Source organism: Streptomyces venezuelae (assembly GCF_008642295.1).
GTDB lineage: Bacteria > Actinomycetota > Actinomycetes > Streptomycetales > Streptomycetaceae > Streptomyces > Streptomyces venezuelae_C.
The window spans coordinates 6982656-7004833 of sequence record NZ_CP029190.1 but is presented as its reverse complement, the minus strand read 5'-3'; the positions used below and the strand labels follow the sequence as shown (position 1 = coordinate 7004833).

Sequence of the window (22178 nt, the reverse complement as noted above, 5' to 3'; positions counted from 1 at the left end):
GCCCCTTCCCGAAACCGGGGCTCCGCCCCGGACCCCCGCGGGGGCTGCACCCCGCCGGGGCGGGGGCCGCTGCGCGGCATCGCGCGGCCGGGGTGCCCGGGCTGCGCCCGCCGCTGCTTCTCGGGGCTCCGCCCCGGAACCCCCTGGCGGGGCTACGCGCAGGTCCAGCAGCCCGCCCAGCAGGCCTGGTGCAGGCCGCCAGGCCTTCGTACGACGCGGCGGGCCGGCGGGTCGGGTTCCGTGGCGGCTTGGGCCGCCCGGGCGCGGGCCGTCAGGACCGCGGCTATCGCGGCCAGTTCCTCCGGTTCGGCATGGCCGCGCTCTATCCGGAGCAGCGTGGTGACGGGCGGGTTGTTCGGCATCGGCTCGGCTCCTCGTACGGAGTGCCGATCAGGCCCTGCCCGACCGGCAAGACTCCCCCCAAGCCGCCCACACGGCGGTCCCTCGGCCGGAGCCGCGGACGCCGGGGCGCGTACGACGACGCTACAAGCGGTCCCTCGGCGTGTCGTGCCGGAACAGCCCGCGAGGACGCATCCGTTCGTGTCACGGCCCGGTCCCCGCCCGGGTGTGGCCGCAGGGCCGTCCGGTGGTCCCCTTCGGCCGGTCGGGTGACGTGACATACCCGGGCGGCGCAGGTCAGGTGGTCGGCCGGTTTTCAGCATCCTGTCGGTTATGAACTCTCAAGTGGTGGAGCAGGAGGCCGCGGACCCGCAGAAGCTGCCCGCGGCACAGAACTGGCAGGCGTTGTACCGGCACTTCCGTCCGCACCGCTGGACCGTGGCACTGGGCGCGGTCTTCTCGCTGCTGGGCGCGGCCAGCGGACTCGCGCAGCCGCTGGCCGCGAAGGCCCTGGTGGACCGGCTCGGTGACGGCAATTCGGTGGCCGGCGTCCTGGTGCTGCTGACGGCGCTGGTGGTGCTGGGCACGCTGATCGAGGCGATCGGCTCCTACGTCCTGGAGCGGACCGCTGAGTCGGTGGTCCTGGCGGCCCGGCGCACCCTGGTGGGCCGGCTGCTGCGGCTGCGGATCCCGGAGGTGGAGCGCACCCAGCCGGGTGACCTGATGTCGCGGGTGACCTCCGACACCACCCTGCTGCGCGAGGTGACGACCAAGTCGGTGGTCTCCGCCGTGACCGGCAGCCTCACCTTCCTGGCGACGGTGGCGCTGATGGCGGCCATGGACGTGGTGCTGCTCGGTGTGACCCTCGGCGTGATCGTGCTGGTCGGCGGGGCCACCGGCATGGTGTACCCGAAGATCGCGAAGGCTTCGGCGCGCGCCCAGGAGGCGGTCGGCGAGATCTCGACCGTGCTGGAGCGGGCCTTCGGCGCCTACCGGACCATCAAGGCCTCCGGTGCGGAGGCCCGGGAGACCGCCCGGGTGGAGGCCGCGGCGGAGGACGCCTGGCGGCACGGTGTCATCTCGGCGAAGTGGCAGGCGGTGGCAGGCCCCTCCATCGGTCTGTCGGTGCAGGTGTCCTTCCTGGCCGTCCTGGGCATCGGTGGCGCCCGGGTCGCCTCGGGGGAGATAACCGTCTCCACCCTGGTCGCCTTCCTGCTGTTCCTCTTCTACCTGATCGACCCCATCTCCAAGCTGGCGGACGCGGCCTCGCAGTACCAGGTGGGCTCGGCAGCGCTGGCGCGGATCGTCGAGGCCGAGGCGCTGGAGACGGAGCCGACCGGCGGCGAGCCCACGGTGCAGCCGGCGGGCGCGGTGCGCACCCCGGCCTCGGTGACGTTCGAGAACGTCCGTTTCGGGTACGGGCCGGAGCTGCCGCTCGTCCACCACGGGGTGAGCTTCGAGGTTCCGGGGGCCGGTATGACGGCCTTCGTCGGTCCGTCGGGTGCGGGCAAGACCACCGTGTTCGGTCTGATCGAGCGGTTCTACGAGGCGACCGGCGGCCGGGTGCTGCTCGACGGCCGGGACGTGCGGGACTGGCCGCTGACCGAACTCCGGGCGGCCATCGGCTATGTGGAGCAGGACGCCCCGGTGCTGGCCGGAACCCTGCGGGAGAACCTGCTGATGGGTTCGCCGCACGCCACCGAGGAGGAGATCGCCGAGGTGCTGGTCCGGGCCCGGCTGGACGGCCTGGTGAAGAAGCTGCCGGACGGTCTGGACAGCATGGTGGGTCACCGCGGGTCGACGCTGTCGGGTGGTGAGCGGCAGCGGGTGGCGATCGCCCGGGCCCTGCTGCGCAAGCCGCGGCTGCTGCTGCTCGACGAGGCCACCTCCCAGCTGGACGCGGTCAACGAGCTGGCCCTGCGCGATGTGGTGGCCGAGGCCGCCCGGGACACCACGGTGCTGGTGGTGGCGCACCGGCTGTCGACGGTGACCCTGGCGGACCGGATCGTGGTCATGGAGGCCGGCCGGGTGCGGGCCACCGGCACCCACGAGGAGTTGGTGGCGGGCGACCCGCTGTACGGGGAGCTGGCCGCGACCCAGTTCCTGGCCGCGGCCGAACTCACGCACTAGCAGCCGGAAGACGGCATAAGGGCGGGGGCGGGACCGGGATCAGCCGGGGAAGTCGTTGCGCCAGGGCTGGTAGTGCGGGTTGTCCTGGCACTTCTCCATGATCTCGGTCTTGGTCGTCTTGTCGACCGGACAGACCCCGACGATGAACGAGCGGGCGATGCCGCCGGGGAAGGCGACCTCCACCTGCGAGGCCCACTTGTGGGTGTCGCCGATGGTCTGGTTGACGTCCACTCCGCCGGGGGCGTCGATGTAGTAGTTCCAGCCGCTCTTCCACCAGGTCTTGTAGAGGTCGTGATCGTAGGTGGTGGAGACGTACGGGGACGGCTGGTTGACCAGGACGTACTGCTCCAGGTCGTACTGGCCGTTCACGGTGTCCCGGGGGTGGAAGCCCTCCTCGAAGACCACGGCCGGCGGCCGGCTGTCCGCGCGGTAGAGCTGCTTGCAGTTGATCCGCCAGGACGGCGAGGGCGTGATGCGGGTGAGGTCCACGCGCGGGTCGGCGGCCGGGAAGAGGTGGTCGGTGACCCGCGGGCAGGAGTTCGCGGGCGCGGCCGGGGCCATCAGCGGGCCGGCCGCCGCGACCGGCCGGGTGGTGATGGTGGCCTCGGCGGAGGCGGGCTGGAGGAGGGCGGCGGCCAGGACCGCGGCCAGGACGACGGCAGGGCGCCGCAGAGCATGGGTGATCATGGTGACCACCCTGGCCGTGCGGCGCAGTGCTACCGGGGACCGTCACTCGTTGGTGAGCGTGTCCTCACTTTCCCGCCACGTCCGAACTCGGCTCGTGGTGACGGGACTTAACGTTACTCCGGCCCGGTTCCGGGCCGGCCGGCCCGGCGGGCGGTCACCAGCAGGTACTCCCACTCCATGCCGTCCTCACCGAGGTTCCGGTCGGCGAGCGCGGCCAGTTCCTCGTCCAGGGCGGCCACTTGCTCGGGCTGGTCGGCGAGGTGCTTGTACACCGCGATGGTGGGCCCGTAACAGGCCTTGAAGAACTCGCGGAACTCCTCGGGCCGCCCGAAGCGGTCCACCCGGACGGTCCGGGTCCGGGCTGCCACGTCGGTGACCCGGTCGCCGAGCAGCTTGCGTACATGGTCTTCGGTGCCCCAGAGCGGCGGCGGCTGCGCGCCGGGCGGCGGCGGGGGTGCGAACGGCTTCATGGTGGCGAACATCTGGCCGATGAACCCCTGCGGGGTCCAGTTGATCAGGCCGATGGTGCCGCCGGGGCGGCAGACCCGGACGAGTTCGTCGGCGGCGGCCTGGTGGTGCGGTGCGAACATCACCCCGACGCAGGACATGACGGTGTCGAAGACTCCGTCACCGAAGGGCAGGGCCTCCGCGTCCGCCTCCCGCCATTCGAGGCTCACCCCCGCCTCCCCGGCCAGTTGGCGGCCGGTCTCCAGCAGCTCGGGGGTGAGGTCGGAGGCCACCACATGGGCGCCGGCCTGCGCCGCCGGGATGGCGGCGTTGCCCGACCCGGCGGCGACGTCGAGCACCCGCTGGCCGCCCTTCACCCCGCAGGCGCGGGTCAGTACGGTGCCCAGTTCGGGGATGAGGCGGGAGGCCAAGGCGGGGTAGTCGCCCAGCGCCCACATCGCTCGGTGCTTGCTCTTCAGGGCTCGGTCGGCTTCGACCGCGTCACTCGGGTCGGTCATGTTCCCGAGCATGCCTCACCGGTCGGGTGCCCGCACGGCGGCGGACACCCCTCATCCGGCGAGCCGGCCGGCGCCCGCCGAGGGGGTGGCGGTGAGGAGGGCCGGGGGGCCGTATCCGGCGGCGGCGAAGGCCGCGGTGACGGCTGCGGCCACCCGGTCGGCGCGGTCTTCCGGGGTGAGGGCGATGACGGACCCGCCGAAGCCGCCGCCCGTCATCCGGGCGCCCAGGGCGCCGGCGGCGACGGCGGTGTCGACGGCGAGGTCGGTTTCGGGGCAGCTCACCCGGTAGTCGTCGCGGAGGGAGGCGTGGCCGGCGGTGAGGAGGGGACCGAGGGCGGCCGGGTTGCCGGCGCTCAGCCGGTCCACGGCCTCGGTGACCCGGGCGTTCTCGGTGACCACATGGCGGACCAGCGGGGCCAGCTCGGCCGGCAGGGCGGTCAGGGCGGCGGGCAGTTCCTCGGCCGGCAGGTCGCGGAGGGCGGTCAGGCCGAGCAGGGCCGCCGCCCGTTCGCAGCCGGCCCGCAGACCCGCGTACGCCCCGTCGGCCAGGTCGTGCTGGACCCGGGTGTCGATGACCAGCAGCCGCAGGCCGTGGCCGGCCAGGTCGAACGGCACCCGGTGGTGGCCGAGGGTGCGGCTGTCGAGGAACAGGGCGGCGCCCTCGGTGCAGCAGAGGGAGGCCATCTGGTCCATGATCCCGCAGGGCACCCCGGCGAAGGCGTTCTCCGCGCGCTGGGCGGTCCGGGCGAGTTCGGGCCGGGTCAGGCCCAGTCCGTACAGCTCGTCGAAGGCCACGGCGACGGCGCATTCCAGGGCGGCCGAGGAGGACAGGCCGGCCCCGGTGGGGACGGTGCTGTCCACGTGCAGGTCGGCGCCGCCGCCGACCGGATGGCCGGCCTCGGCCAGCGCCCAGACCACTCCGGCCGGGTAGCGGGCCCAGCCGGGGACCGCGCCCGGGGCCAGGGCTGCCACCTCCAGTTCGACCACTCCTGCGTCGAACCGGTCGCTGTGCAGGCGCAGCCGGCCGTCCCCGCGGCGGCGGGCGGCCACCCGGGTGGCCTGCGGCAGGGCCATGGGGAGCGCGAACCCGTCGTTGTAGTCGGTGTGTTCGCCGATCAGGTTGACCCGGCCCGGCGCCGCCCAGACGCCGTCCGCGTGGGTGCCGTACACGCGGTGGAAGGCGTCGGCCGTGGTGCCGGCCGCGCCGCCGGCCGTCTCGTGGGCCGGGTCGTGGGCCGTCTCGTGGGCCGGGTTCATACGGACTCCCGAAGCTGCCGGGCGGCCGTCTCGGGCGCCACGTCGTTGATGAAGGCTTCCATGCCGGATTCGGTGCCGGCCAGGTACTTGAGCTTCTCCGCGGTCCGCCGGACGGTGAACAGCTCCAGGTGCAGGGCGAGTTCGGAGCCGCCGGGGGCGGTGGCGGGGGCCTGGTGCCAGGCGGAGATGTAGGGGGTGGGTTCCGTTCGGCCGAACAGCCGGTCGAAGCGCCGCAGCAGGTCCAGGTAGAGGCCGGGGAACTCGGCCCGTTCGGCCTCGGTGAGGCAGGTCAGGTCGGGGACCCGGCGGTGCGGGTAGAGATGCACCTCGTACGGCCAGCGGGCGGCGTACGGGACGAAGGCCGTCCAGTGCTCCCCGGCCGTGACCACGCGGTCCGTGGCGGCCCGGGCCTCGGCGAGCAGGTCCTCGAAGAGGTTGCGGCCGGTGGCGGCGCGGTGGGCGGTCGCGGCGGCGGCCATCTTCACGGTGCGCGGCGGGGGCGTGGTGAAGGCGTAGATCTGGCCGTGCGGGTGGGCGAGCGTCACCCCGATCTCGGCGCCCCGGTTCTCGAAGCAGTACACCTGCTCGACGCCGGGGAGGGCGGACAGCTGCGCGGTGCGGTCGGTCCAGGCGTCCAGGACCAGCCGGGCCCGGGCCGGGGTCAGATCGCCGAAGCCCGCCTCGTGCTCGGGGGTGAAACAGACCACCTCGCAGCGGCCCGCCGGGCCGGCCAGGGAGGGGAAGCGGTTCTCGAAGACCACGACCTCGTAGTCGGCGGCCGGGATCTCGCCGAGCCTGCCGTCCCGTGCGGGGCACAGGGGGCACTGGTCGGCGGGCGGATGGTAGGTGCGGGCCTGGCGGTGGGCGGCGATGGTGATCCAGTCGCCGGTGGCCGGGTCGCGGCGGAGTTCGGGGCTGCTGTCGACGCGGTCCAGCGGCCGGAGGTCGGGGTCGTGGCCCCGTACGGCGGTGCTGTCCGCCGCGTCGTAGTAGATCAGCTCACGGCCGTCGGCGAGTTGTGTGACGCTCTTCTTCACACCCCAAGACTAAACAAGATTCCGCAAGAATCAACAGCCCCTGCGTGCTATCTTGTCGAAGTGCAACTGGCCCAGCAGAGACGTGCATTCATCTTGGAAGCGGTACGGCGCGACGGCGCGGTCCGGGTCGCCGAACTCGTCGACCGGCTGGGCGTCTCCGATATGACGGTCCGCCGGGACCTCGACGCGCTCGCCGCCCTCGGCGTGGTGGAGAAGGTCTACGGCGGCGCGGTCGCCGTCTCGCGGGCGCGCGGCGAGGAGCCCGGGTTCGAATCCAAGTCCGGACTGGAGGAGGCCGCCAAGGCGGCCATCGCCGGGGCAGCCGCCGCACTGGTCGAACCGGGCAGTGTGGTCGCGGTCTCGGCCGGCACCACCGCCCACGCCGTCGCCGCCCGGCTGCTGGAGGTGCCACGCCTCACCCTGGTCACCAACTCGCTGCCGGTGGCGGAGCTGGTCCGGGCGGCGGTCCGGGAACGCGGCGAGGCCGGGGCCCCCACCCTGCTGCTCACCGGCGGCTCCCCCACCCCGTCGGCCGCGCTGGTCGGCCCGCTCGCCGATCTGGCGATCTCCTCGCTCCATGTGGACCTGCTGGTCCTGGGCGCGCACGGGGTCTGCGAGCGGGCCGGGCTGACCACCCCCAACCTGGCGGAGGCCCAGACCAACCGGGCGCTGGTGGCAGCCGCCCGGCGGGTCGCGGTGGTCGCCGATCACAGCAAGTGGGGGGTGGTCGGGCTGAGCGGCTTCGCCCCGCTGGACCGGATCGACCATTTCGTCACGGACTCCGGCCTGCCGGAACCGGCCCGGGAGATCCTGGCCGGGTCCGTCGGCGAGCTGCTGGTGGCCGAGACGGCTTAGGCGGTGTCCGGGGCCGGGCCGGTGGTGGAGCGGATGACCAGTTCGGGGTCGAACAACAGCTCCCCCGTGGGTACGTCCCGGTTGCCGACCAGCGCCAGGACGCTGCGCCCGACCTCCAGGGCCAGCCGGTCGGCCGGCTGGCGGACCGTGGTCAGCGGCGGGTCGGTGAACTCGGTGATGGCCGAGCCGTCGTAGCCGACCACGGACACGTCCCCCGGGACCGAGCGGCCCTGGCGGCGGATCCCGCGGATCGCGCCCAGCGCCATGTAGTCGCTGGCGGCGACGATCGCGGTGGCGCCCAGCGCCAGCAGCGGTGACACCGCCGCCTGCCCGCCCTCCACCGTGTACGACTGCCGGATCACCCGGCTCCCGGCGTCCTCGATGCCCCGTTTCGCCATGGCCTCGAGGAATCCCCGCACCCGTCGGTCGGCCGGCCGGTTGCCGGCCGGGCCGGAGGCCATGCCGATGCGCCGGTGGCCCAGCCGGTAGAGGTGGTCGACGGCCAGTTCGGCGGCCAGCATGTCGTCGGTGGAGAACACCGGCACGGGCACGCCGTCCGCGAACTCCCCGTTGATCCCCACGTACGGGACCCGGCGCTGGCGCAGCAGTTCGTAGGTGTCGGTGTCCGAGCCCTCGACCGTGTTGGAGGCGGACAGGAAGACCACGGCCGCGATCCCCTTGTCGACCAGCGCGGAAAGGAACTCGCGCTCCTGGACCCCGCCCGGGAAGGCCGGGCACAGGACGCTCTTCAGGCCGTGCGGCGCGAGCGCCGACTCGATGCGTTCGGCGACATCGGCGAAGAACGGGTTGGACACGAACTCGGTGACCACCGCCACCAGTTGCCCCTGGGTCGGCCGCTCGTAGCCCAGCTCGGCCATGGCCTGTTCGACGGCGTCCCGGGTCTTCTTGGACACCCCCTGCCGGCGGTTGATCACCCGGCTGACGGTTGCCTCGCTGACCTGTGCGCGGGCTGCGACGTCGGTGATGCCGACCTTCATCGCGGTCCTTCCGTGATCGTGAGCGAAGCCAGACCGCCGCGTGGCACGGTCAGGGAGCGTGGCCCCTCGGGCAGGAACAGCGGCGTGACCTCGATGATACGGCCGTCCGGTCCGTGGATCACTCCTTCGGCCCGGACCCCGCCGCCGCGGACCTCCAGGATCAGCCGGTCCCGGTCGGAGCCGTTGACCAGGACGATCGACCGGTGGCGGGCCGGTTCCACCGGGACCACCTGGTCGCCGTGGACGCTCAGCAGGCAGCGCTCCCCGGCTGTGACCCGCACCAGCGGGTACAGGGCGTCGGGCCGGCCGGGCTCGACCTCGCCGTCGAGCAGCAGCTCGTGGTGGAGCTGCCACTGCCGGAGCCAGAACGCGACGGTGGCACGGTGTGCCTCGGGGATCCGGTCCAGCCGTACGGAGATCTGCGGAACCGCGTGCAGGGCGCCGATCAGCTGCCGGGCGACCGTTTCCACGGGCGCGTCCGGGGCCCACAGCAGCATGTCGGAGTGGACGGCTCCGCCGACTGCGAGCAGGGCGGTGTCCAGGGTGCGGACCCGGTTGGCGGCGGCGTCGGCCGGGCAGTCGAAGGAGCGCAGCATATTGCCGAAGGGGGCCATGCCCGGGCCGGTGTAGGGCTGGCGCAGCTCCAGCAGCACGCCGGGGCGTACGGCTTCCAACGCGGCCCGGAGTTCGGTCAGCAGCCCGACCATGGCCCGGCCGATGTCGCCGCCCGCCCCGTCGCCGCCGTCTCCGCCCTCGCCGCCGTTGCTGCCGTCGGCTTGGGACGCGTACACCATGGCGTGATCGAGGAAGTCGAGCTTGAGCCCGTCGAGTCCGTGCTCGCGGACCAGGCCGGTGCACAGCTCCACCACATGCCGGCGGACCTCGGGCCGGCGCGGGTCGAGGACGTACGCTCCGGGCACGGTGGCGGCAGCCGGTGCGTACGCCGCCCAGCGCGGGTACGCCTCGGCCGCCGGGCCGATCAGCAGCGGGGCGACCCAGGCCAGGTAGTGCAGGCCCTGGGCGCGGACCCGGGCCACATGGGCGGTGAAGTCGGCGAACTTGGCCGGGTCGGGGGTCCAGTCGCCGCAGCCCGCGTAGCCGCGGCCGTGGCCGCCCCGCTGCCAGCCGTCGTCGAGGATCAGCGCCCGGCAGCCGAGTCCGGCGGCCAGGGCCGCCTGGGTCTCCACCTCCGCGGCGCTGACGTCCTGGTTGAAGGCGTACCAGGTGGAGTAGACGGGGGCCCGGGCCGCCTCCGGCACCGGCGCGGGGGCGATCTCACGGGCGAACCAGCTGCGCAGCGCCCGGAGCGCGGTGGCCACCGAGGGGGTCCGGGGCACCAGCAGCAGTCGGTGGGGGGCGTCGGAGGCGGGCAGCCGGAGGTGGACGACATGGGTGTCCTCCTCCTCGGAGACACCGAAACGGAGGGTGGCCTCCGGGACCGGGTCGGCCGCCGCGAAGGTCAGCAGGGTGGCGCCGGAGTGGTCGTACAGGCAGCCGGCGGCGTGCCCGTCGACCAGCGAGACCCGGGCCCTGCCCTCCCAGTCGGCGAGCAGGGTGCGCCGCCAGCCGCCCTGGGGGTGCCAGTAGCCGGCGGCGTCGCCGAGCGGGACGGACAGCCTGATCTCCACGGCGGCGCCGTCCGCCCGGACCTCCAGCATCCGCAGGCCGTCGGGGAGTTCGGTGAGGGTCCATGCCGGGGTGCTGCCCGGGGTGCGGGCCAGGACGGCCAGTTCCACCCGGTCGAGCAGCGGCTCGTACGGGACGGGGGGCAGCCCGGCCGTGGTCACCGGCTCCTCGGCGGCGAGGCCCGGCGGGGTCGGAGGGGTCGGAAGGGTCGGCGGGATGTACGGGGTCTGCACGGTCACTCCTTCACGGCGCCGGCGAGCAGGCCGGAGACGAAGTGGCGCTGCAGCGCCAGGAACACGAGGGCCATCGGGACCGCGGCGATCGCGGTGCCGGCGAGGATCGCCCCGTAGTCGGTGTTGTCCAGGCCCTGGAGCGAGGCGAGGGCGACCGGGACGGTGAACGAGGAGCTGTCGCGCAGGACGATCAGCGGCCAGATGAAGTCGTTCCACTGGTAGAGGAAGAGGAAGATCGCCAGGGCGGCGAGCGCGGGTTTCATCGGGGGCAGGGCGACCTTCCAGAACAGCTTCAGTTCGCCGCAGCCGTCGATCCGTCCGGAGTCGAGGAGTTCGGCGGGCAGGGCGGACATCGACTGGCGCATCAGGAAGATCCCGAAGGGCAGGGCGAGGTTGGGGGCGATGACCGCCTGGTAGGTGTCGAGCCAGTGCAGGTCCGACATCATCCGGAACAGCGGTACGAGGGTGACCTGGACGGGGATCACCAGGCCCAGCATGATCAGCCCGAACAGGCCGGAGCGGCCCCGGAACCGGTAGGTGGCGAAGCCGTATCCGGCCAGGGTGCAGACGGCGCCCGCGCACACCGTGTAGACGGCGGCGATCAGCAGGGAGTTGAGGAGGACCCGGCCGAAATCGGCGGTCTCCTGCAGGGTGGCCAGGTTCTCGGGCAGGTTGCCGCCGGGGAGCAGGGGCGGCGGGCTGGAGAAGATGTCCTGGGAGCTGTGCGTGGCGGCGACCACCAGCCAGTAGAAGGGCACGCCGACGGCGGCGAGCACGATCGCCAGGCCCGCGGTGAGCAGGATGCCGCGGGCGCGGCGGGCAGGGGTGGTGGTCATGTCTTCTCCCCCAGGATCCGGAACTGGATCAGTCCGAGGATTCCGATCAGGACGGCGAGGGCGTAGGCGATGGCGGACGCGTAGCCGAAGTCGAAGTATTTGAAGGCGTTCTGGTACAGGTACACGCCGATGGTGAGGGTGGCGTTGTCCGGGCCGCCGCCGGTGAGGACGAACGGCTCGTCGAAGAGTTGGAGGGTCCCGATGGTGGACAGGACCGTGGTGAGCAGCAGGGCGGGCCGGAGGCCGGGCAGGGTGACATGGCGGAAGGTCTGCCAGGCGCCCGCCCCGTCCACGGCGGCGGCGTCGTACAGCTCGGCGGGCACGGTCTGCAGGCGGGCCAGCAGGATCACCGCGTTGTAGCCGGTGTAGTGCCAGGTGAGCGCGAGGCCGAGGGAGATCCGCGCCCACAGCGGGTCGGTCAGCCAGGGCACGGCGTCCAGGCCGGCCAGTCCGAGCAGCCAGTTGACCAGGCCGTAGTCCTTGTTGAGGAGGACGGAGAAGGCGATGCCGTAGGCGACCAGCCCGGTGACCATGGGCAGGAAGAAGCCGAGGCGGAAGATGCTCCGGCCGTGGAGCAGGCGGGAGTTGAGGGCGACCGCGAGGCCGGTGGCCAGCGCCAGCATCAGCGGGACCTGGACGACGAGCACCACGGCGGTGTTCTTCAGGGCGGTCCAGAACAGCGGGTCGTGGATCAGCCGGTTGTAGTTGTCCGCGCCGGCGAAGGTCTCCTTCCCGCCGACGGTCCGGTGCAGGCTGAGGACGAAGGACGAGCCGATCGGGTACAGCTTGAAGGCGGCGAAGAGCAGCAGGGCGGGCAGCACGAAGAGGTACGGGGCGAGCCGGCGGCGGCTCCGGGGGCGGCGGGCCGCCGCCCCCGGAGCGGGAACGGCGGCGGCCCGCGTACGGGCGGGGGCGGCGGTGGTCATCGCCGGACCTTGCGTCCCGTCTGCCCGGCGAGCTGGTCGGCCGCGTCGGCCAGGACCTTCGCCGGGTCGGCGCCCTTGAGCAGGACCTTGGACTGGGCGTCGGTGACGAGTTTGAGCGCCCGGGCGTAGTCGGCGGTGTAGTAGAAGGGCGGTGAGGGGGCCTTGAGGGCCTCCAGGAAGACCTCGCCCTTCTTCTGGCCGCTGAAGAAGGCCGAGGGCTCGTGGAACACGCTGTCCTCGTAGGCCTTCATCAGGGCCGGGGCGATGCCCTTGCCGCGGTAGATCTTGACCTGGGAGGCCGGGCGGGTCAGCACGAACTCGATGAAGGTCCAGGCGGCGGCCTGGTGCTTGCTGCTGCCCGCGACGGCGAGGTGGGTGGAGTTCACGGTGGCCGCGGTGGGGCCGCCCCGCCGCACGGCCGGGGGCAGCCGCACCTTCCACTTGCCGGCCTCGTCCGGGACCTGCTCCTCGACGACGCCGCCGAACCAGGTGGGCGAGGGGTGGACGGCAGCGGTGCCCTTCTTGAGGGAGCTCATCTGGGCGTTCCAGCCGCCGGCGAGATCGTTGACCAGCCCTGCGTCGTTCATGGTCTTGATGAGGGTCATGGCCTTCACGGCCTCGGGGGTGTCGAGGGTGATCGCCCCGTCCTGGTCGAAATAGGAGGTGCCCTGGAGCTGGAGCAGCAGCTGGAAGAAGTTGGCTGAGTCGGGCTGGGAGGCGGGCTTGTCGATGCCGAGCAGGTGGGCGCCGGTCCTGGCCTTGAGCTGCTTGCCGGCCTCGATGGTCTCGTCCCAGGTCTGGAGTCCGGCGGCGTCGACGCCGGCCTGCTCGAAGAGGTCCGCCCGGTAGAAGAAGCCGGCCGAGTTCGCTTCCCAGGGAAGGGCGTTGACCCGCTTGCCGTCGGGGCAGACGGTCTGCCACAGGCCCTGGGCGAAGGCGTCCCGGTGGGCGGTCGCGCCGAGCGGGCCGAGGTCGGCGAGGGCGCCGGGGAACTTCTCGACGTAGCCGGGGAGGTAGTCGACGCCGATGTGCAGGACGTCGGCGAGACCCTGGCCGCCGGCGGCCATCGCGGTGGTGATCTTGTCCCAGATGGCGGGGTTTCCGATGTCCTCGACCGTGACCTGGATGTCCGGGAACTTCTGGTTGAACTCCGGCACCAGGGCCTTCAGTTCGGCGGCCGGGCCCTGCCAGGACCAGACCGAGATACGACCGCTCGAGGGGTCGCCCGCGCTGCCCGTGGCACCGTCGGCACCGCTGCCGGAGCAGGCGGTGAGCCCGGCCAGGCCGGCCCCGGCGGCCAGTGCACCGGCCGCTTTCAGCACGCTTCGACGTTCCGGTCCCATTCCCATGGCTGTTCCACCCCTGCTCGCACCGTTGCGGAAGCTGACGGGCCGGAACTCAACCACGCCCTCCCCCAGACTTGCAAGACTTCGTTGAAAACTTTCAGTTGTGCCGCGCAGAAAGTCTTGCCAGATCCATTGCAAGTCTTCGGGAAGCGTTGCTAGCGTGCCGCGCGCCGAGATCCGGCCGTCGACCCGGGAGCACCCGATGCCGCTTTCCCCTGTGCCGCTGCTGTCCGCGCTCGCCCTGCTCGCCCCGCTCACCCTCCTCGACCCAGGCTTCGAACAGGGCGGTCAGGGATGGGAGTTCAGTCCGGGGACCGGGGTGGCCACCAACTACCCGCACGGCGGGAGCCGGCTGATCTACCTCGATGCGGGGGCGGGCCGGAAGGTCGCCCAGACCCTGACGGCCACCGCGCACGGCAGCTTCGACATATCGGCCTGGATCGCCACCGGCGGCCCGAACGGCCGCTACATCGCCCGTGTCAACGGCACCGAGCGGGCGGCCCTGACTCTGCCGGCCGCCTCGAACTACCGCCGCTACACGCTGAGCCGGATCGCCCTCGCGCCCGGCGACCGGCTGGAGATCGCCTTCGAGTCCGGGGACGGCTGGGTCAACGCCGACGACCTGATGCTCTCCCCCGCCGCGCCCGCCGACCCCAGGATCAGCTCTTCCGACCCGAAGATCGTCGAGATGTTCGACTGGTCCAAGCGCAAGGCCAACAGCTGGGTGCACCTGCCCGGCACCCCCGGCCCGCTCAACGTGGACGAGAACCGCACCGGCGGGACCGGCACCGGTACGTACGGGCCCTCCTACTGGGCCGGTTACGCCAACCGCAGCGGCTACTACTCACGCGACATGGCCCACCAGCTGGCGGGCGCGGGCGTGCTCGGCCTCACCGCCGAGAACAAGGCGATGCTCAGGTCCTTCGCGGCGTCCGCCACCGCGCAGCACAAGTACTACCCGGTCTGGGCCCTGAACTTCGACAACGGGACCCCGCTCGCCATCGACTACCGGAGCGCGACCAACTTCGTGCGCGAGGTGCCGGCCCCCTTCGAGCTGGTGCAGAAGGCCGAGGAGGCCTACCGCTGGAGCGGGGACCGCAGCTACCTCGACGACCCGGTGCTGTGGGAGTTCTACCGGCGCACCACGGAGGAGTTCATCGACCTGCACAACGGCCTGAAGGACAACGGCACCGTGAAGGTGGCCGAGGGCACCGGCGGGGGCATCTTCCAGGGCACGGCCAGCTACAACGAGCAGAGCAGCGAGCCCCTCGCCGAGGCGGGCGACGCGATCGGCTCCCAGTACCAGGCCTATCTGGCGATGGCCTCGCTGGCCCGGGCGAAGGGGGACTGCGACCTGGCCGACACCTTCGACCGCCGGGCGAAGGACCTCAAGACGTACTACAACACGGTGTGGAGCGGCTCGGGCTCGGGCGCGGACATGGTGCGCGGCTACACCACCGACGGACGGGCGCTGACCGGCTGGGGCAAGGAGAACAGCTGGTTCATGCCGATGAAGCAGATCGTCGACCCGGGCACGCGCCGGGAGGCCTACCTCGACTTCATCGACCGGGAGGCTTCCGGTCCCGGCCGCCCCGACAACATCGAGGCCCTCACCTACCTGCCCGACACCTTCTTCACCAACAACCGCAACGACACCGCCTGGAAGTGGATGAAGGAGGTGTACGACCGGAAGGACGTCCAGCACGTCAACGCCAAGCAGGGCACCAACGGCGACTACCCGGAGGTGTCCTTCACCCTCCTCGGCCAGACCGTCCGCGGCCTGATGGGCGTCACCCCCGACGCCCCCGCCCGGACCCTCACCACCCAGTCCCGGCTGCCGTCCGGCATGGACTGGCTGAAGATCGACGACCTGCGGGTCGGGGCCTCCGGGTTCTCGCTGCGGCACGACGGCGCCACCCGGTCCACCCTGTCCAACACCTCCGGCAGCGCCACGTACACCTGGGAGGCGCGGTTCCCGGGCCGGCACAGCCGGATCACCGTCAACGGGGTGTCCCGGCCGGCCCGGACGAAGGTGGTGGACGGGGTGACGTACACCTACGCCACCACCCCGGTCGCCCCGGGCCGGACGGTCAGCGTCCGGGTCGGCTAGCCACCGTACGGAGGCTCAGCCCTCCTGGACGTCCCGGTTGCGGAGGTCGGGCCGGTGGCGCTGGTGGTCCTTGAGTTCGACGCGGGCCTCGGTCCGGTGGCTCCGCGCAATGTAGTCGCGCACGACGGCCTCGACGGCGTCCTGCGGTGACCCGACTCCGGCGAGCACCATCACCTCCACGACCAGCTCGGCATCCAGGCTGATGTTGACCTTGGCCATGGGTCCCCCTCCTCGCTGCTCCCGATGCAGGGACTCTAGCGGCGATCGGGGCTCCCCGGCGGGTCGAAGAGCAGCAACCCGTTGCGGGTGGCGACGGCGATCTCGCCGGCCGGGGAGACGGCGAGGCCGGTACAGGGGGAGGGGAGTTCGACCCTGTGGCGGGGCGGCCCGCCGTCCACCGGGCGGACGTGCAGCTCGCGGGTCCCGGCCGCGACGTACGCGTGCCCGCCGGGGAGCGGGGCGGCGTGCCGGACCGCATGCGGGGTGGCATGCTCCGCGGTCGCGCGGAGCACGGGCCCGCCGCCGCGCCGCAGCAGCCGCTCCCGGCCGAGGAACCGGAGGCCCTCCAGCGGCGGTTCGGGCCGGGCCAGGGCGGCGAGCAGGTCCGTCAGCGCATAGAACCGGGCCCGGTCGCCGTGGACCAGGAGCACCCCCGGAGCACCGTCGTGGGCGGCGGTGAACGCCGCCCGCATCCCGGCCCCGTCGAGCCGCGCGCGGGCCCACCGGCCGGTGTACGGGTCGGCGAGCCATACCCCCTGGGCCGTCTCCGCGAACCCGAAGGTGTGGCCGCCGCAGCGTACGACCCAGGCATCGCGCAGCACGGAGAACCGGAGCCGGAACGCGTCGTAACCCAACCGGTGCGGGTGTACCGGTACGGGTTCCGGGCGCAGGGCGTGCAGCCCACGGTGTCTGCCGGCCCACAGCATCTGATGCAACAGCGGGCCGCTCTCCAGGTCCTCGACGGCAAGGAAGCCGCGGCCGGCCGAGAGGGAGAACAGGTCCTCCGTCTCCCCCGCCGGGTCCGGCAGTGCGGTCAGTCGCTTGCCGCCCGGTCCCTTCTCGTGCGGGGCCGAGAGCCGCAGCGGAGTTCCGGCCGGGGCGAGCGCCGCCGAATCGGTGAAGTCCCAGCGTTCCAGCAGCCCGTGGTGGTTCCGGGCGACGACGAGTGCGCCGGCCGGGTGCCTACGGGCCGCGGCCACCGCGCGATAGCCGCTGCCGCAGGCGGAGGCCAGACGCCGTACGGTCGCACCGTCGGCCAGGTCGTGCACCAGCAGCCCGTCCCGGGCGTCCGGGGAGACACAGACCGGCCGGCCGCCGAGGGAGGTGGTGGCGACGGCGAGTCCGGAGGGGACCGGTTCCCGGCCGTCCGTCAGGGTCCAGCCGCCGCCCGGCTCCCGGACGAGCAGGAACATGCCGCCCCCTTCGTCGCCGCAGGCGAGTCCGCGGTCCTCGGAATACAGGGAGCGGATGCGGCGGTCGGTCCGGCGCTCCCACACCGGATGCAGCACCCCGCGTCCGTCCGGCTCGTGGACGGCCAGCCGGTGGTCGTCCCCCGCACTCGCCAGCCACAGATCCGGGCCGTCGGCCGTGACGAAGGACAGGGCCGTGACCGGGCGCCGGTGGGCGGCCACCGGGTCGGACAGCAGCCGCCCGCCGGGCAGGCACCACAGGCGCAGGGTGCCGTCGCCGGCGCCGCCCGCGAGCCGGCCCGAGCCGTCCGGGGCGAGGGCGAGCGCGGTGATCCACGGGCCGGCCGCCCCGCCGTCGGCGGCCGGCGGGTTCTGCCCGAACGGGCGTCCGCCGTCCGCCAGGTCCCAGCACAGGATCCGCCCGTCGTCGGTGCCCGCCACCACCACGTCCCGGCCGCGGACCCGGCCGGCGCACAGCGCCGTGACCGGGCCGGGCGCGGTGAACTCCTGCTCGCGCACCGGCACTCCGGCGTCCAGCAGCAGGATCCGGACCCGGCCGAGGCCCACGTACCGGGTGGTCGCCACGTAGTCGAGGCCGTCCGCGGTCCGGCCGCACACGGCGTGGGCGAGGGAGTCCGTCCGTTCCGTGATGCCCGGGGGCAGCGGCTCGGCCGGGCGGGTCCAAAGTTCGGCCCGCCGGCCGGGATCCCAGCAGCGGATCCCGAGGTCGGCTCCCACGCTGATCAGACAGGGGACACCGGCGGGCCCACGGATCTCGCCGAGGGCGAGCACGGGCCGGTCGTGCGCGACGAATTGCTGTGCGTCGACGGCGTGCGGGGTGGGCAGCAGCCGGACGATGCCGTCCGATCCGCCGAGGCTCCGGATGCCGTCCACCCGGGCCAGGGCCCACACCTCGTGCGCGTCCTCCTGGCCGCCGATGCGCTCTCCGGAGACCAGGTCGTAGAGCTGGAGGCCGCGACCGCCGTCCCAGACGGCCACGCAGTCCGTCACACCGATCCGGAAGGCCGACAGCCGTCCGCCCCACCGGCCGACGTGCAGCGGACGTCCAATGGGACGGCCGCTTTCGACATCGATGCGGTGGACAAGGCCGTCGGCGGTGGCGGCGGCGATCAGCCACTGCCGGTCCGACCGCAGGACGGCCACCGAGGTGACGACGTAGGGCCACTTCAGCACGGTCCGTGCGGGCTCCTCCGAGGAGGAACTCATCGGGGTGATCTGCACCCGCCCGTCGCGCCCGCCCGACACCAGCAGCCGCCCCAGCGGATGCGGGTGGATCACCGCCATGGCGAGCACCTCGGACCGGTGGGAACTGGGGATGGGCGTGGTCGTCATACCGTGCTCGAGGAACGCGTTGACCTTCACCACATCGCCGTCGGTCAGGCCCAGCAGGAAGGTGCCCTCCGGCAGACCGTCCGGCACGGCACACACCGAGACCGGGCCGGTGGCGTTGCCCAGAGAATGGAGCAGCACGGCGGCACGCTGGTAGGACCGTTCCTGGGCCTGCTGCCGTTCGTAGTCGTCCCCGACTCGGTCCATCGCACGGGTGAGCCCCGGCCGCCCGGGACGGCTGCCGAGGCGGTAGGCGAACAGCTGGGTGGGTGAGACCCGCAGGATCGCGAGGCCGGTGTCACCTCGGCCGGGGACGACCGCCACGTCCAGGGGAGTGCGCTGCACGGAGGCGGGCTCGCCGGGCGGCAGCGGCAGCCGCCAGGACGTCATGTCACCGCTCCGGACGTCCAACACCCGAAGCTCCCAGGCGGATTCGACGCGCGGGGTCCGCCGGCCATAGGGCGGTGAGCTGTCCTCCGGTGGCTTCGGAATGAAGTCGTCGAGCACTACGGCTGCCCGGCCCCGCTGCCCGGGCAGCACCGCCCACGGCCCCCTCCGCAGCCATTGCGGCCCCCACAGTTGGGCATCGGCGGGCTGTTCCCCCGAATCCAGGTCGCACCGGAAGAGGGTCCGCGCGTCCCGCAGGCCGCAGAAGTCCGCGCCGCCGCCGGCCCGCGGCACCACCAGCCCGTTCCAGTCCGACACCCCTGCGTAGTCCCGTTTGCCGCCGTGCGGGTTCCACACCGCCCAGCGGGCCCGCCACTCCGGCCGCTCCTCCCCCGGTGCCGGGTCGCAGGAGTCGGCGAGGGCCGCGGCGCCCCGGCAGACGGCGGCCAGCCGGAGCCGGGCGCGGGCCTCCGGGGTGCCGGGGCGGCCCTCCAGGCCGCGGAGTTCGGCCTCGCGTTCCCGTACGGCTGCGCCCGCCCGGCGGCCGGCCGGGGTGTGCAGCCCGGGCAGTGCGGCCATCAGCTGGCCGGGGGCGCAGGCCAGTACGAACTCGGCGTCCTGGACGAGCTCGTCGAGGACCCCGGCCGCGCCCGCGTGCAGGGCCAGATAGCGGCGTACGTACGGGTGGGCGGAGCGCCAGCCACCCCGGTGGCGGTCGACGGCGGCCCGCAGGACGGCGGTGACGGTCGCCTCGACGGCGCGTTCGTCCCGGCCCTCCCGCAGGTACTCGATCAGGGCGCGGTGGTAGACGCGGTAGACGGAGCCGCCGTCCTCGACGCTCTCGACCATGTAGGAACCGGCTTCGTCCCGGAGCCGGAACAGGTCGGCGTCCCCGTACGGGCGGCCGGCCAGGGCGGTGGCCAGCTGGGGCCAGATCCCCGCCCAGGGCAGGCCGACACCCTGCGCGAAGGCGAGCGGCACCAGCAGGTCGCGGGCGGTGCCGGCGCGGTCGCCGAGCCGCTGGCGGAGGTCGCGTTCCATGGCCTCGCCGGGCAGCCGGGGCAGGGCGTCCCGCCAGGCCTGGTCCGCCGGGTCGGGGACGCGGATCTCTCGGGCGACGGTACGGGCGGTGATCCGGGCGACGAGGAAGGACCGGCCGGCGGCTTCGGCGATGGCCTCGGCGACCGCGTCCACGCGCTGCGGGTCGGCGGCGGCCAGCACGGAACCGGGCCCGGTGAGCAGGGTGCGCGCGTACGCGCGGACCGCGAGCGGGTCGGCGTACTCCTCCTCGTCGAGGTCGATACACAGGGCCGAGGAGGGCAGCCGCCGGGCGACGTGCCGGCGGGCGCCGAGCAGCAGCCGCAGCGGGAGGCCGAGTTCGGGGTCGGCGAGCGGGAGGAGCAGCTCGTCGGTGGCGCCGCGCGGATCGAGGGCCTCGTCCACCGAGTCGACGAGGATGATCAGGGGCTCGGCACGGCGTTGCAGGGCGGCGGTGAGGGTGCCGAGGGTGTCGGCGGCGCAGTCCGCGGCGGCGGCGATCGCGTCGAGCAGCTGCCGGGTGGACTTGTGGCCGGCGTGCACGGCGGCGTGGACCGCTCCGGGTGCGGGCAGGTCGCCGTCGGGCAGCCGGTCCCGGGGCACGGCGGCGGCCCGGACCGGGTCGGTGAGCAGGGTGACCATGCCGAGCAGGGAGGACTTGCCGGAGCCGGGGTCTCCGGTGACCACGCAGAGCCGGTGGTGGGGGCGGGCGTCCAGCCAGCGGGCGGTGGCGTGCAGGGCCTGGTGGCGGCCGGTGAAGTCCCAGACCTCCTCGGTGGGGACGTCGGTGCCGCGCGCCCGGGGCAGGAAGTGGCTGAGGAGTTCCTCGCCGCGGGCGGTGCGCTCGCGGGAGCGGAGTGCGACGAGCCGGTCGATCTCGTCGACCTTGAGGTCGGCGGCGCCCGGGACGTACCAGGGGTTGGGCAGGAAGTCGGGGATGGCGGCGGATGCCTGGCCGAGGGACCAGACGGGCCGCTGCCATTCGGGGACCTGCGGGTCGGTGCTGACGGCGGCCATGACGTGTTCGAGGCTGATGGCGGCGGGTGCGCGGCCTGCGGTGGCGCCGCTGCGGACGGCGCGTTCGAAGGCGGCGGGCAGGGCGCCCGGGCGGGTGACGTCCTTGCGGCGGGAGGCGGCGATCAGGGCGAGGCCGGTGGTGTGCGGTTCGCCGGGTCCGCCGTCCGCTCCGGCCCGGGCGGCCGGGCCGGCCGGGCCGACCGGGGTGCGGAACCGGCGGGCCTGGAGGGCGGCGTGCAGGGCGTCGTCGGTACCGGCCTCGGCGTTGCAGCAGTCGAGGAGCAGCAGGACCCGCTCGAGCGGGGTGTCCTCCCAGATCAGGGAGACCAGGTCGGCGGTGGGCAGGGCGGTGCCGCGCAGGTCCTCGGGGTCGGTGTCGGCGAGCATCAGGTAGTGGACCCCGCTGGAGGGTGCCACCGCGCCGTGGGCGGCAACGTAGCAGACCAGGTAGTCGTCGGGGCGGCGGGCGGGGTCGGTGCAGAAGGCCCGGAGGGCACGGGTGAGCTCGGCGCGGGTGGGGTCGAGCCAGATCCGCGGCTCGGACCCGGCCGCCGAGCCCGGGCCAGGGCTCGGACTCGGGCCGGGGGCGGGGGACGTCCCCGGTGGGGTGACCGGCTCGTAGCCCAGTTCCGTGAAGAGTCCGGTCATCCGGCTGACGTCACCGGCGAGTTCGGGTACGTCGTACTCGGGATGCCCGGCGATCCGGGCGACCGCCGTGGCCAGCACGAAGCGGCGCGGGCGGTCAGCGGAGTCCGCAGCCATCGGCGACGGCCGCGCCGGCCGCTGCGGAGTCGAGGTAGCGGGCCATGTCGTGGGCGTGCGCGCCGTTGTGCACCAGATGGCTGCGGACCCGGTCCCCGAACAGCGGTCGCAGGTCCTTGGCCAGGGCGACCACATCGCCCTCGTCGGCGATGTTGGTCCAGTGCCCGATGGAGCCGGGCCAGTCGCCCGGCGCGCCGCCGGCCGGCAGCCGGAGCCGGTCGAAGACCAGGTTCCGGATGCCCAGCGGGGAGCCGACCGTCAGCAAGGCGCGGACCGGCCATTCGGGGTGCGCGGCAAGGTTCTCGTACGCGACGACGCTGCCCAGCGAATGGCCGATCACCAGACGGGTGTCGGGGCCGATGCGGGCGGCGACCCGGTCGGCGACGGCCGGGCGGATCCCGGGCTCGCAGAAGTACCGCCGGACCTGTCCGAGGTCGGCGACCAGGGCGCGCTGCGCGAGGCCGGAGAAGAACCGGGAGCGGCTGAGCGCATCGAGGCCGCGCTGCACGGACCGGGGCGTGCGGGCCAGGGTGGGCGCGTCCGGCGGTACCACGGCGGGGTCGGTGCGGGCGGCTTCGGCCCACAGCAGCCGCAGCAGCTCCGCCTCGAACTCCGGTTCCACATCGGCGGCGTCCCAGGGCGGTTCGTGGCCGGACAGCACCCGGCCGGGCGGCCGGAACAGGTCACCGTAGAACACGCAGGTGACGTCGGCCGGCTTCAGCCGGTCCCCGTGGCCGGCCCGCCGCAGGCCGTCGGCGAGTGCGGGCCACCACCGGCCGTGCTGTTCCTCTTCGCCGCCGAACTGCTGCCCGATGCCGTGGACACAGACCACGTGCGCCATCGCACCCCCTCGCCCAAGTCCCGTTCGCG

The 22178-nt window shown here is 73.5% G+C and carries 16 protein-coding genes; 3 read left to right on the top strand and 13 right to left on the bottom strand.

Annotated elements, in window-relative coordinates; genetic code table 11:
• Positions 1–152: 152 nt before the first annotated feature.
• The gene (locus DEJ50_RS31280; RefSeq protein WP_150211416.1) at positions 153–362 is read right to left on the bottom strand and encodes an acyl-CoA carboxylase subunit epsilon; all 210 of its coding nucleotides are present in this window, start codon (positions 360–362) and stop codon (positions 153–155) included.
• Between the two features lie 310 nt (positions 363–672).
• Between DEJ50_RS31280 and DEJ50_RS31275 the strand changes: the two genes are divergently transcribed.
• Positions 673–2469: an ABC transporter ATP-binding protein gene (locus DEJ50_RS31275; RefSeq protein ID WP_150211415.1), complete on the top strand. Its 1797-nt coding sequence runs from the start codon at positions 673–675 to the stop codon at positions 2467–2469.
• Positions 2470–2508: 39 nt separating this feature from the next.
• Here DEJ50_RS31275 and DEJ50_RS31270 read toward each other — a convergent pair whose 3' ends face one another.
• The 4 genes from DEJ50_RS31270 to galT all read right to left on the bottom strand — a co-directional run bounded on the left by DEJ50_RS31270 (position 2509) and on the right by galT (position 6415).
• Positions 2509–3156 carry an ADP-ribosyltransferase gene (locus DEJ50_RS31270; RefSeq protein WP_317852573.1) on the bottom strand — a complete coding sequence of 216 codons (648 nt, stop codon included), beginning with the start codon at positions 3154–3156 and terminating at the stop codon, positions 2509–2511.
• Between the two features lie 113 nt (positions 3157–3269).
• Positions 3270–4121, bottom strand: coding sequence for a class I SAM-dependent methyltransferase (locus DEJ50_RS31265; protein ID WP_150211413.1), 852 nt, complete (start codon positions 4119–4121; stop codon positions 3270–3272).
• Positions 4122–4172: 51 nt separating this feature from the next.
• Positions 4173–5378, bottom strand: coding sequence for a galactokinase (galK, locus tag DEJ50_RS31260; RefSeq protein ID WP_150211412.1), 1206 nt, complete (start codon positions 5376–5378; stop codon positions 4173–4175).
• Positions 5375–6415: a galactose-1-phosphate uridylyltransferase gene (galT, locus tag DEJ50_RS31255; RefSeq protein ID WP_150211411.1), complete on the bottom strand. Its 1041-nt coding sequence runs from the start codon at positions 6413–6415 to the stop codon at positions 5375–5377. Before galT ends, galK begins: the two co-directional genes overlap by 4 nt.
• A gap of 93 nt (positions 6416–6508) precedes the next feature.
• Between galT and DEJ50_RS31250 the strand changes: the two genes are divergently transcribed.
• Positions 6509–7270: a DeoR/GlpR family DNA-binding transcription regulator gene (locus DEJ50_RS31250; RefSeq protein ID WP_411757651.1), complete on the top strand. Its 762-nt coding sequence runs from the start codon at positions 6509–6511 to the stop codon at positions 7268–7270.
• On the opposite strand, the gene DEJ50_RS31245 is transcribed toward DEJ50_RS31250, so the two are convergent.
• The 5 genes from DEJ50_RS31245 to DEJ50_RS31225 are packed head-to-tail and all read right to left on the bottom strand — an operon-like array spanning position 7267 to position 13211.
• A complete protein-coding gene (locus DEJ50_RS31245; RefSeq protein WP_150211409.1) occupies positions 7267–8268 on the bottom strand; it encodes a LacI family DNA-binding transcriptional regulator in 1002 nt (333 codons plus the stop codon). The genes DEJ50_RS31250 and DEJ50_RS31245 overlap by 4 nt on opposite strands.
• Entirely contained in the window at positions 8265–10127 is a 1863-nt protein-coding gene (locus DEJ50_RS31240) for a glycoside hydrolase family 36 protein (protein ID WP_150211408.1), read from the bottom strand. Before DEJ50_RS31240 ends, DEJ50_RS31245 begins: the two co-directional genes overlap by 4 nt.
• A 2-nt stretch (positions 10128–10129) precedes the next feature.
• Complete coding sequence (locus tag DEJ50_RS31235) at positions 10130–10963, bottom strand: carbohydrate ABC transporter permease (protein ID WP_150211407.1); 834 nt, start codon at positions 10961–10963, stop codon at positions 10130–10132.
• Complete coding sequence (locus tag DEJ50_RS31230; RefSeq protein WP_150211406.1) at positions 10960–11889, bottom strand: carbohydrate ABC transporter permease; 930 nt, start codon at positions 11887–11889, stop codon at positions 10960–10962. The genes DEJ50_RS31235 and DEJ50_RS31230 overlap by 4 nt, the downstream gene beginning before the upstream one ends.
• Positions 11886–13211: an ABC transporter substrate-binding protein gene (locus DEJ50_RS31225; protein ID WP_223837981.1), complete on the bottom strand. Its 1326-nt coding sequence runs from the start codon at positions 13209–13211 to the stop codon at positions 11886–11888. The genes DEJ50_RS31230 and DEJ50_RS31225 overlap by 4 nt, the downstream gene beginning before the upstream one ends.
• Before the next feature lie 226 nt (positions 13212–13437).
• Between DEJ50_RS31225 and DEJ50_RS31220 the strand changes: the two genes are divergently transcribed.
• Positions 13438–15345, top strand: coding sequence for a hypothetical protein (locus DEJ50_RS31220; RefSeq protein WP_150211405.1), 1908 nt, complete (start codon positions 13438–13440; stop codon positions 15343–15345).
• 15 nt (positions 15346–15360) lie between these two features.
• Here the strand turns inward: DEJ50_RS31220 and DEJ50_RS31215 are convergent, their stop codons facing one another.
• Genes DEJ50_RS31215 through DEJ50_RS31205 form a run of 3 tightly spaced genes read right to left on the bottom strand, consistent with a single transcriptional unit; the run spans position 15361 to position 22149 of the window.
• Positions 15361–15564, bottom strand: a complete 204-nt coding sequence (locus DEJ50_RS31215) for a type II toxin-antitoxin system VapB family antitoxin (RefSeq protein ID WP_150211404.1) — start codon at positions 15562–15564, stop codon at positions 15361–15363.
• A gap of 35 nt (positions 15565–15599) precedes the next feature.
• Positions 15600–21308, bottom strand: a complete 5709-nt coding sequence (locus DEJ50_RS31210) for a caspase family protein (protein ID WP_150211403.1) — start codon at positions 21306–21308, stop codon at positions 15600–15602.
• Positions 21289–22149 carry a hypothetical protein gene (locus DEJ50_RS31205; protein ID WP_190344795.1) on the bottom strand — a complete coding sequence of 287 codons (861 nt, stop codon included), beginning with the start codon at positions 22147–22149 and terminating at the stop codon, positions 21289–21291. The genes DEJ50_RS31210 and DEJ50_RS31205 overlap by 20 nt, the downstream gene beginning before the upstream one ends.
• Positions 22150–22178 lie beyond the last annotated feature (29 nt).

What these genes read in the sequence shown, in the direction of transcription:
- DEJ50_RS31275 (WP_150211415.1), top strand. Translation starts at nt 673, where the DNA reads ATGAACTCTCAAGTGGTGGAGCAGGAGGCCGCGGACCCGCAGAAGCTG.
- DEJ50_RS31215 (WP_150211404.1), bottom strand. Translation starts at nt 15,564, where the DNA reads ATGGCCAAGGTCAACATCAGCCTGGATGCCGAGCTGGTCGTGGAGGTG.
- DEJ50_RS31235 (WP_150211407.1), bottom strand. Translation starts at nt 10,963, where the DNA reads ATGACCACCACCCCTGCCCGCCGCGCCCGCGGCATCCTGCTCACCGCG.
- DEJ50_RS31265 (WP_150211413.1), bottom strand. Translation starts at nt 4,121, where the DNA reads ATGACCGACCCGAGTGACGCGGTCGAAGCCGACCGAGCCCTGAAGAGC.
- DEJ50_RS31270 (WP_317852573.1), bottom strand. Translation starts at nt 3,156, where the DNA reads ATGATCACCCATGCTCTGCGGCGCCCTGCCGTCGTCCTGGCCGCGGTC.
- DEJ50_RS31220 (WP_150211405.1), top strand. Translation starts at nt 13,438, where the DNA reads ATGCCGCTTTCCCCTGTGCCGCTGCTGTCCGCGCTCGCCCTGCTCGCC.
- DEJ50_RS31210 (WP_150211403.1), bottom strand. Translation starts at nt 21,308, where the DNA reads ATGGCTGCGGACTCCGCTGACCGCCCGCGCCGCTTCGTGCTGGCCACG.
- galK (WP_150211412.1), bottom strand. Translation starts at nt 5,378, where the DNA reads ATGAACCCGGCCCACGAGACGGCCCACGACCCGGCCCACGAGACGGCC.
- DEJ50_RS31280 (WP_150211416.1), bottom strand. Translation starts at nt 362, where the DNA reads ATGCCGAACAACCCGCCCGTCACCACGCTGCTCCGGATAGAGCGCGGC.
- DEJ50_RS31230 (WP_150211406.1), bottom strand. Translation starts at nt 11,889, where the DNA reads ATGACCACCGCCGCCCCCGCCCGTACGCGGGCCGCCGCCGTTCCCGCT.
- DEJ50_RS31205 (WP_190344795.1), bottom strand. Translation starts at nt 22,149, where the DNA reads ATGGCGCACGTGGTCTGTGTCCACGGCATCGGGCAGCAGTTCGGCGGC.
- DEJ50_RS31245 (WP_150211409.1), bottom strand. Translation starts at nt 8,268, where the DNA reads ATGAAGGTCGGCATCACCGACGTCGCAGCCCGCGCACAGGTCAGCGAG.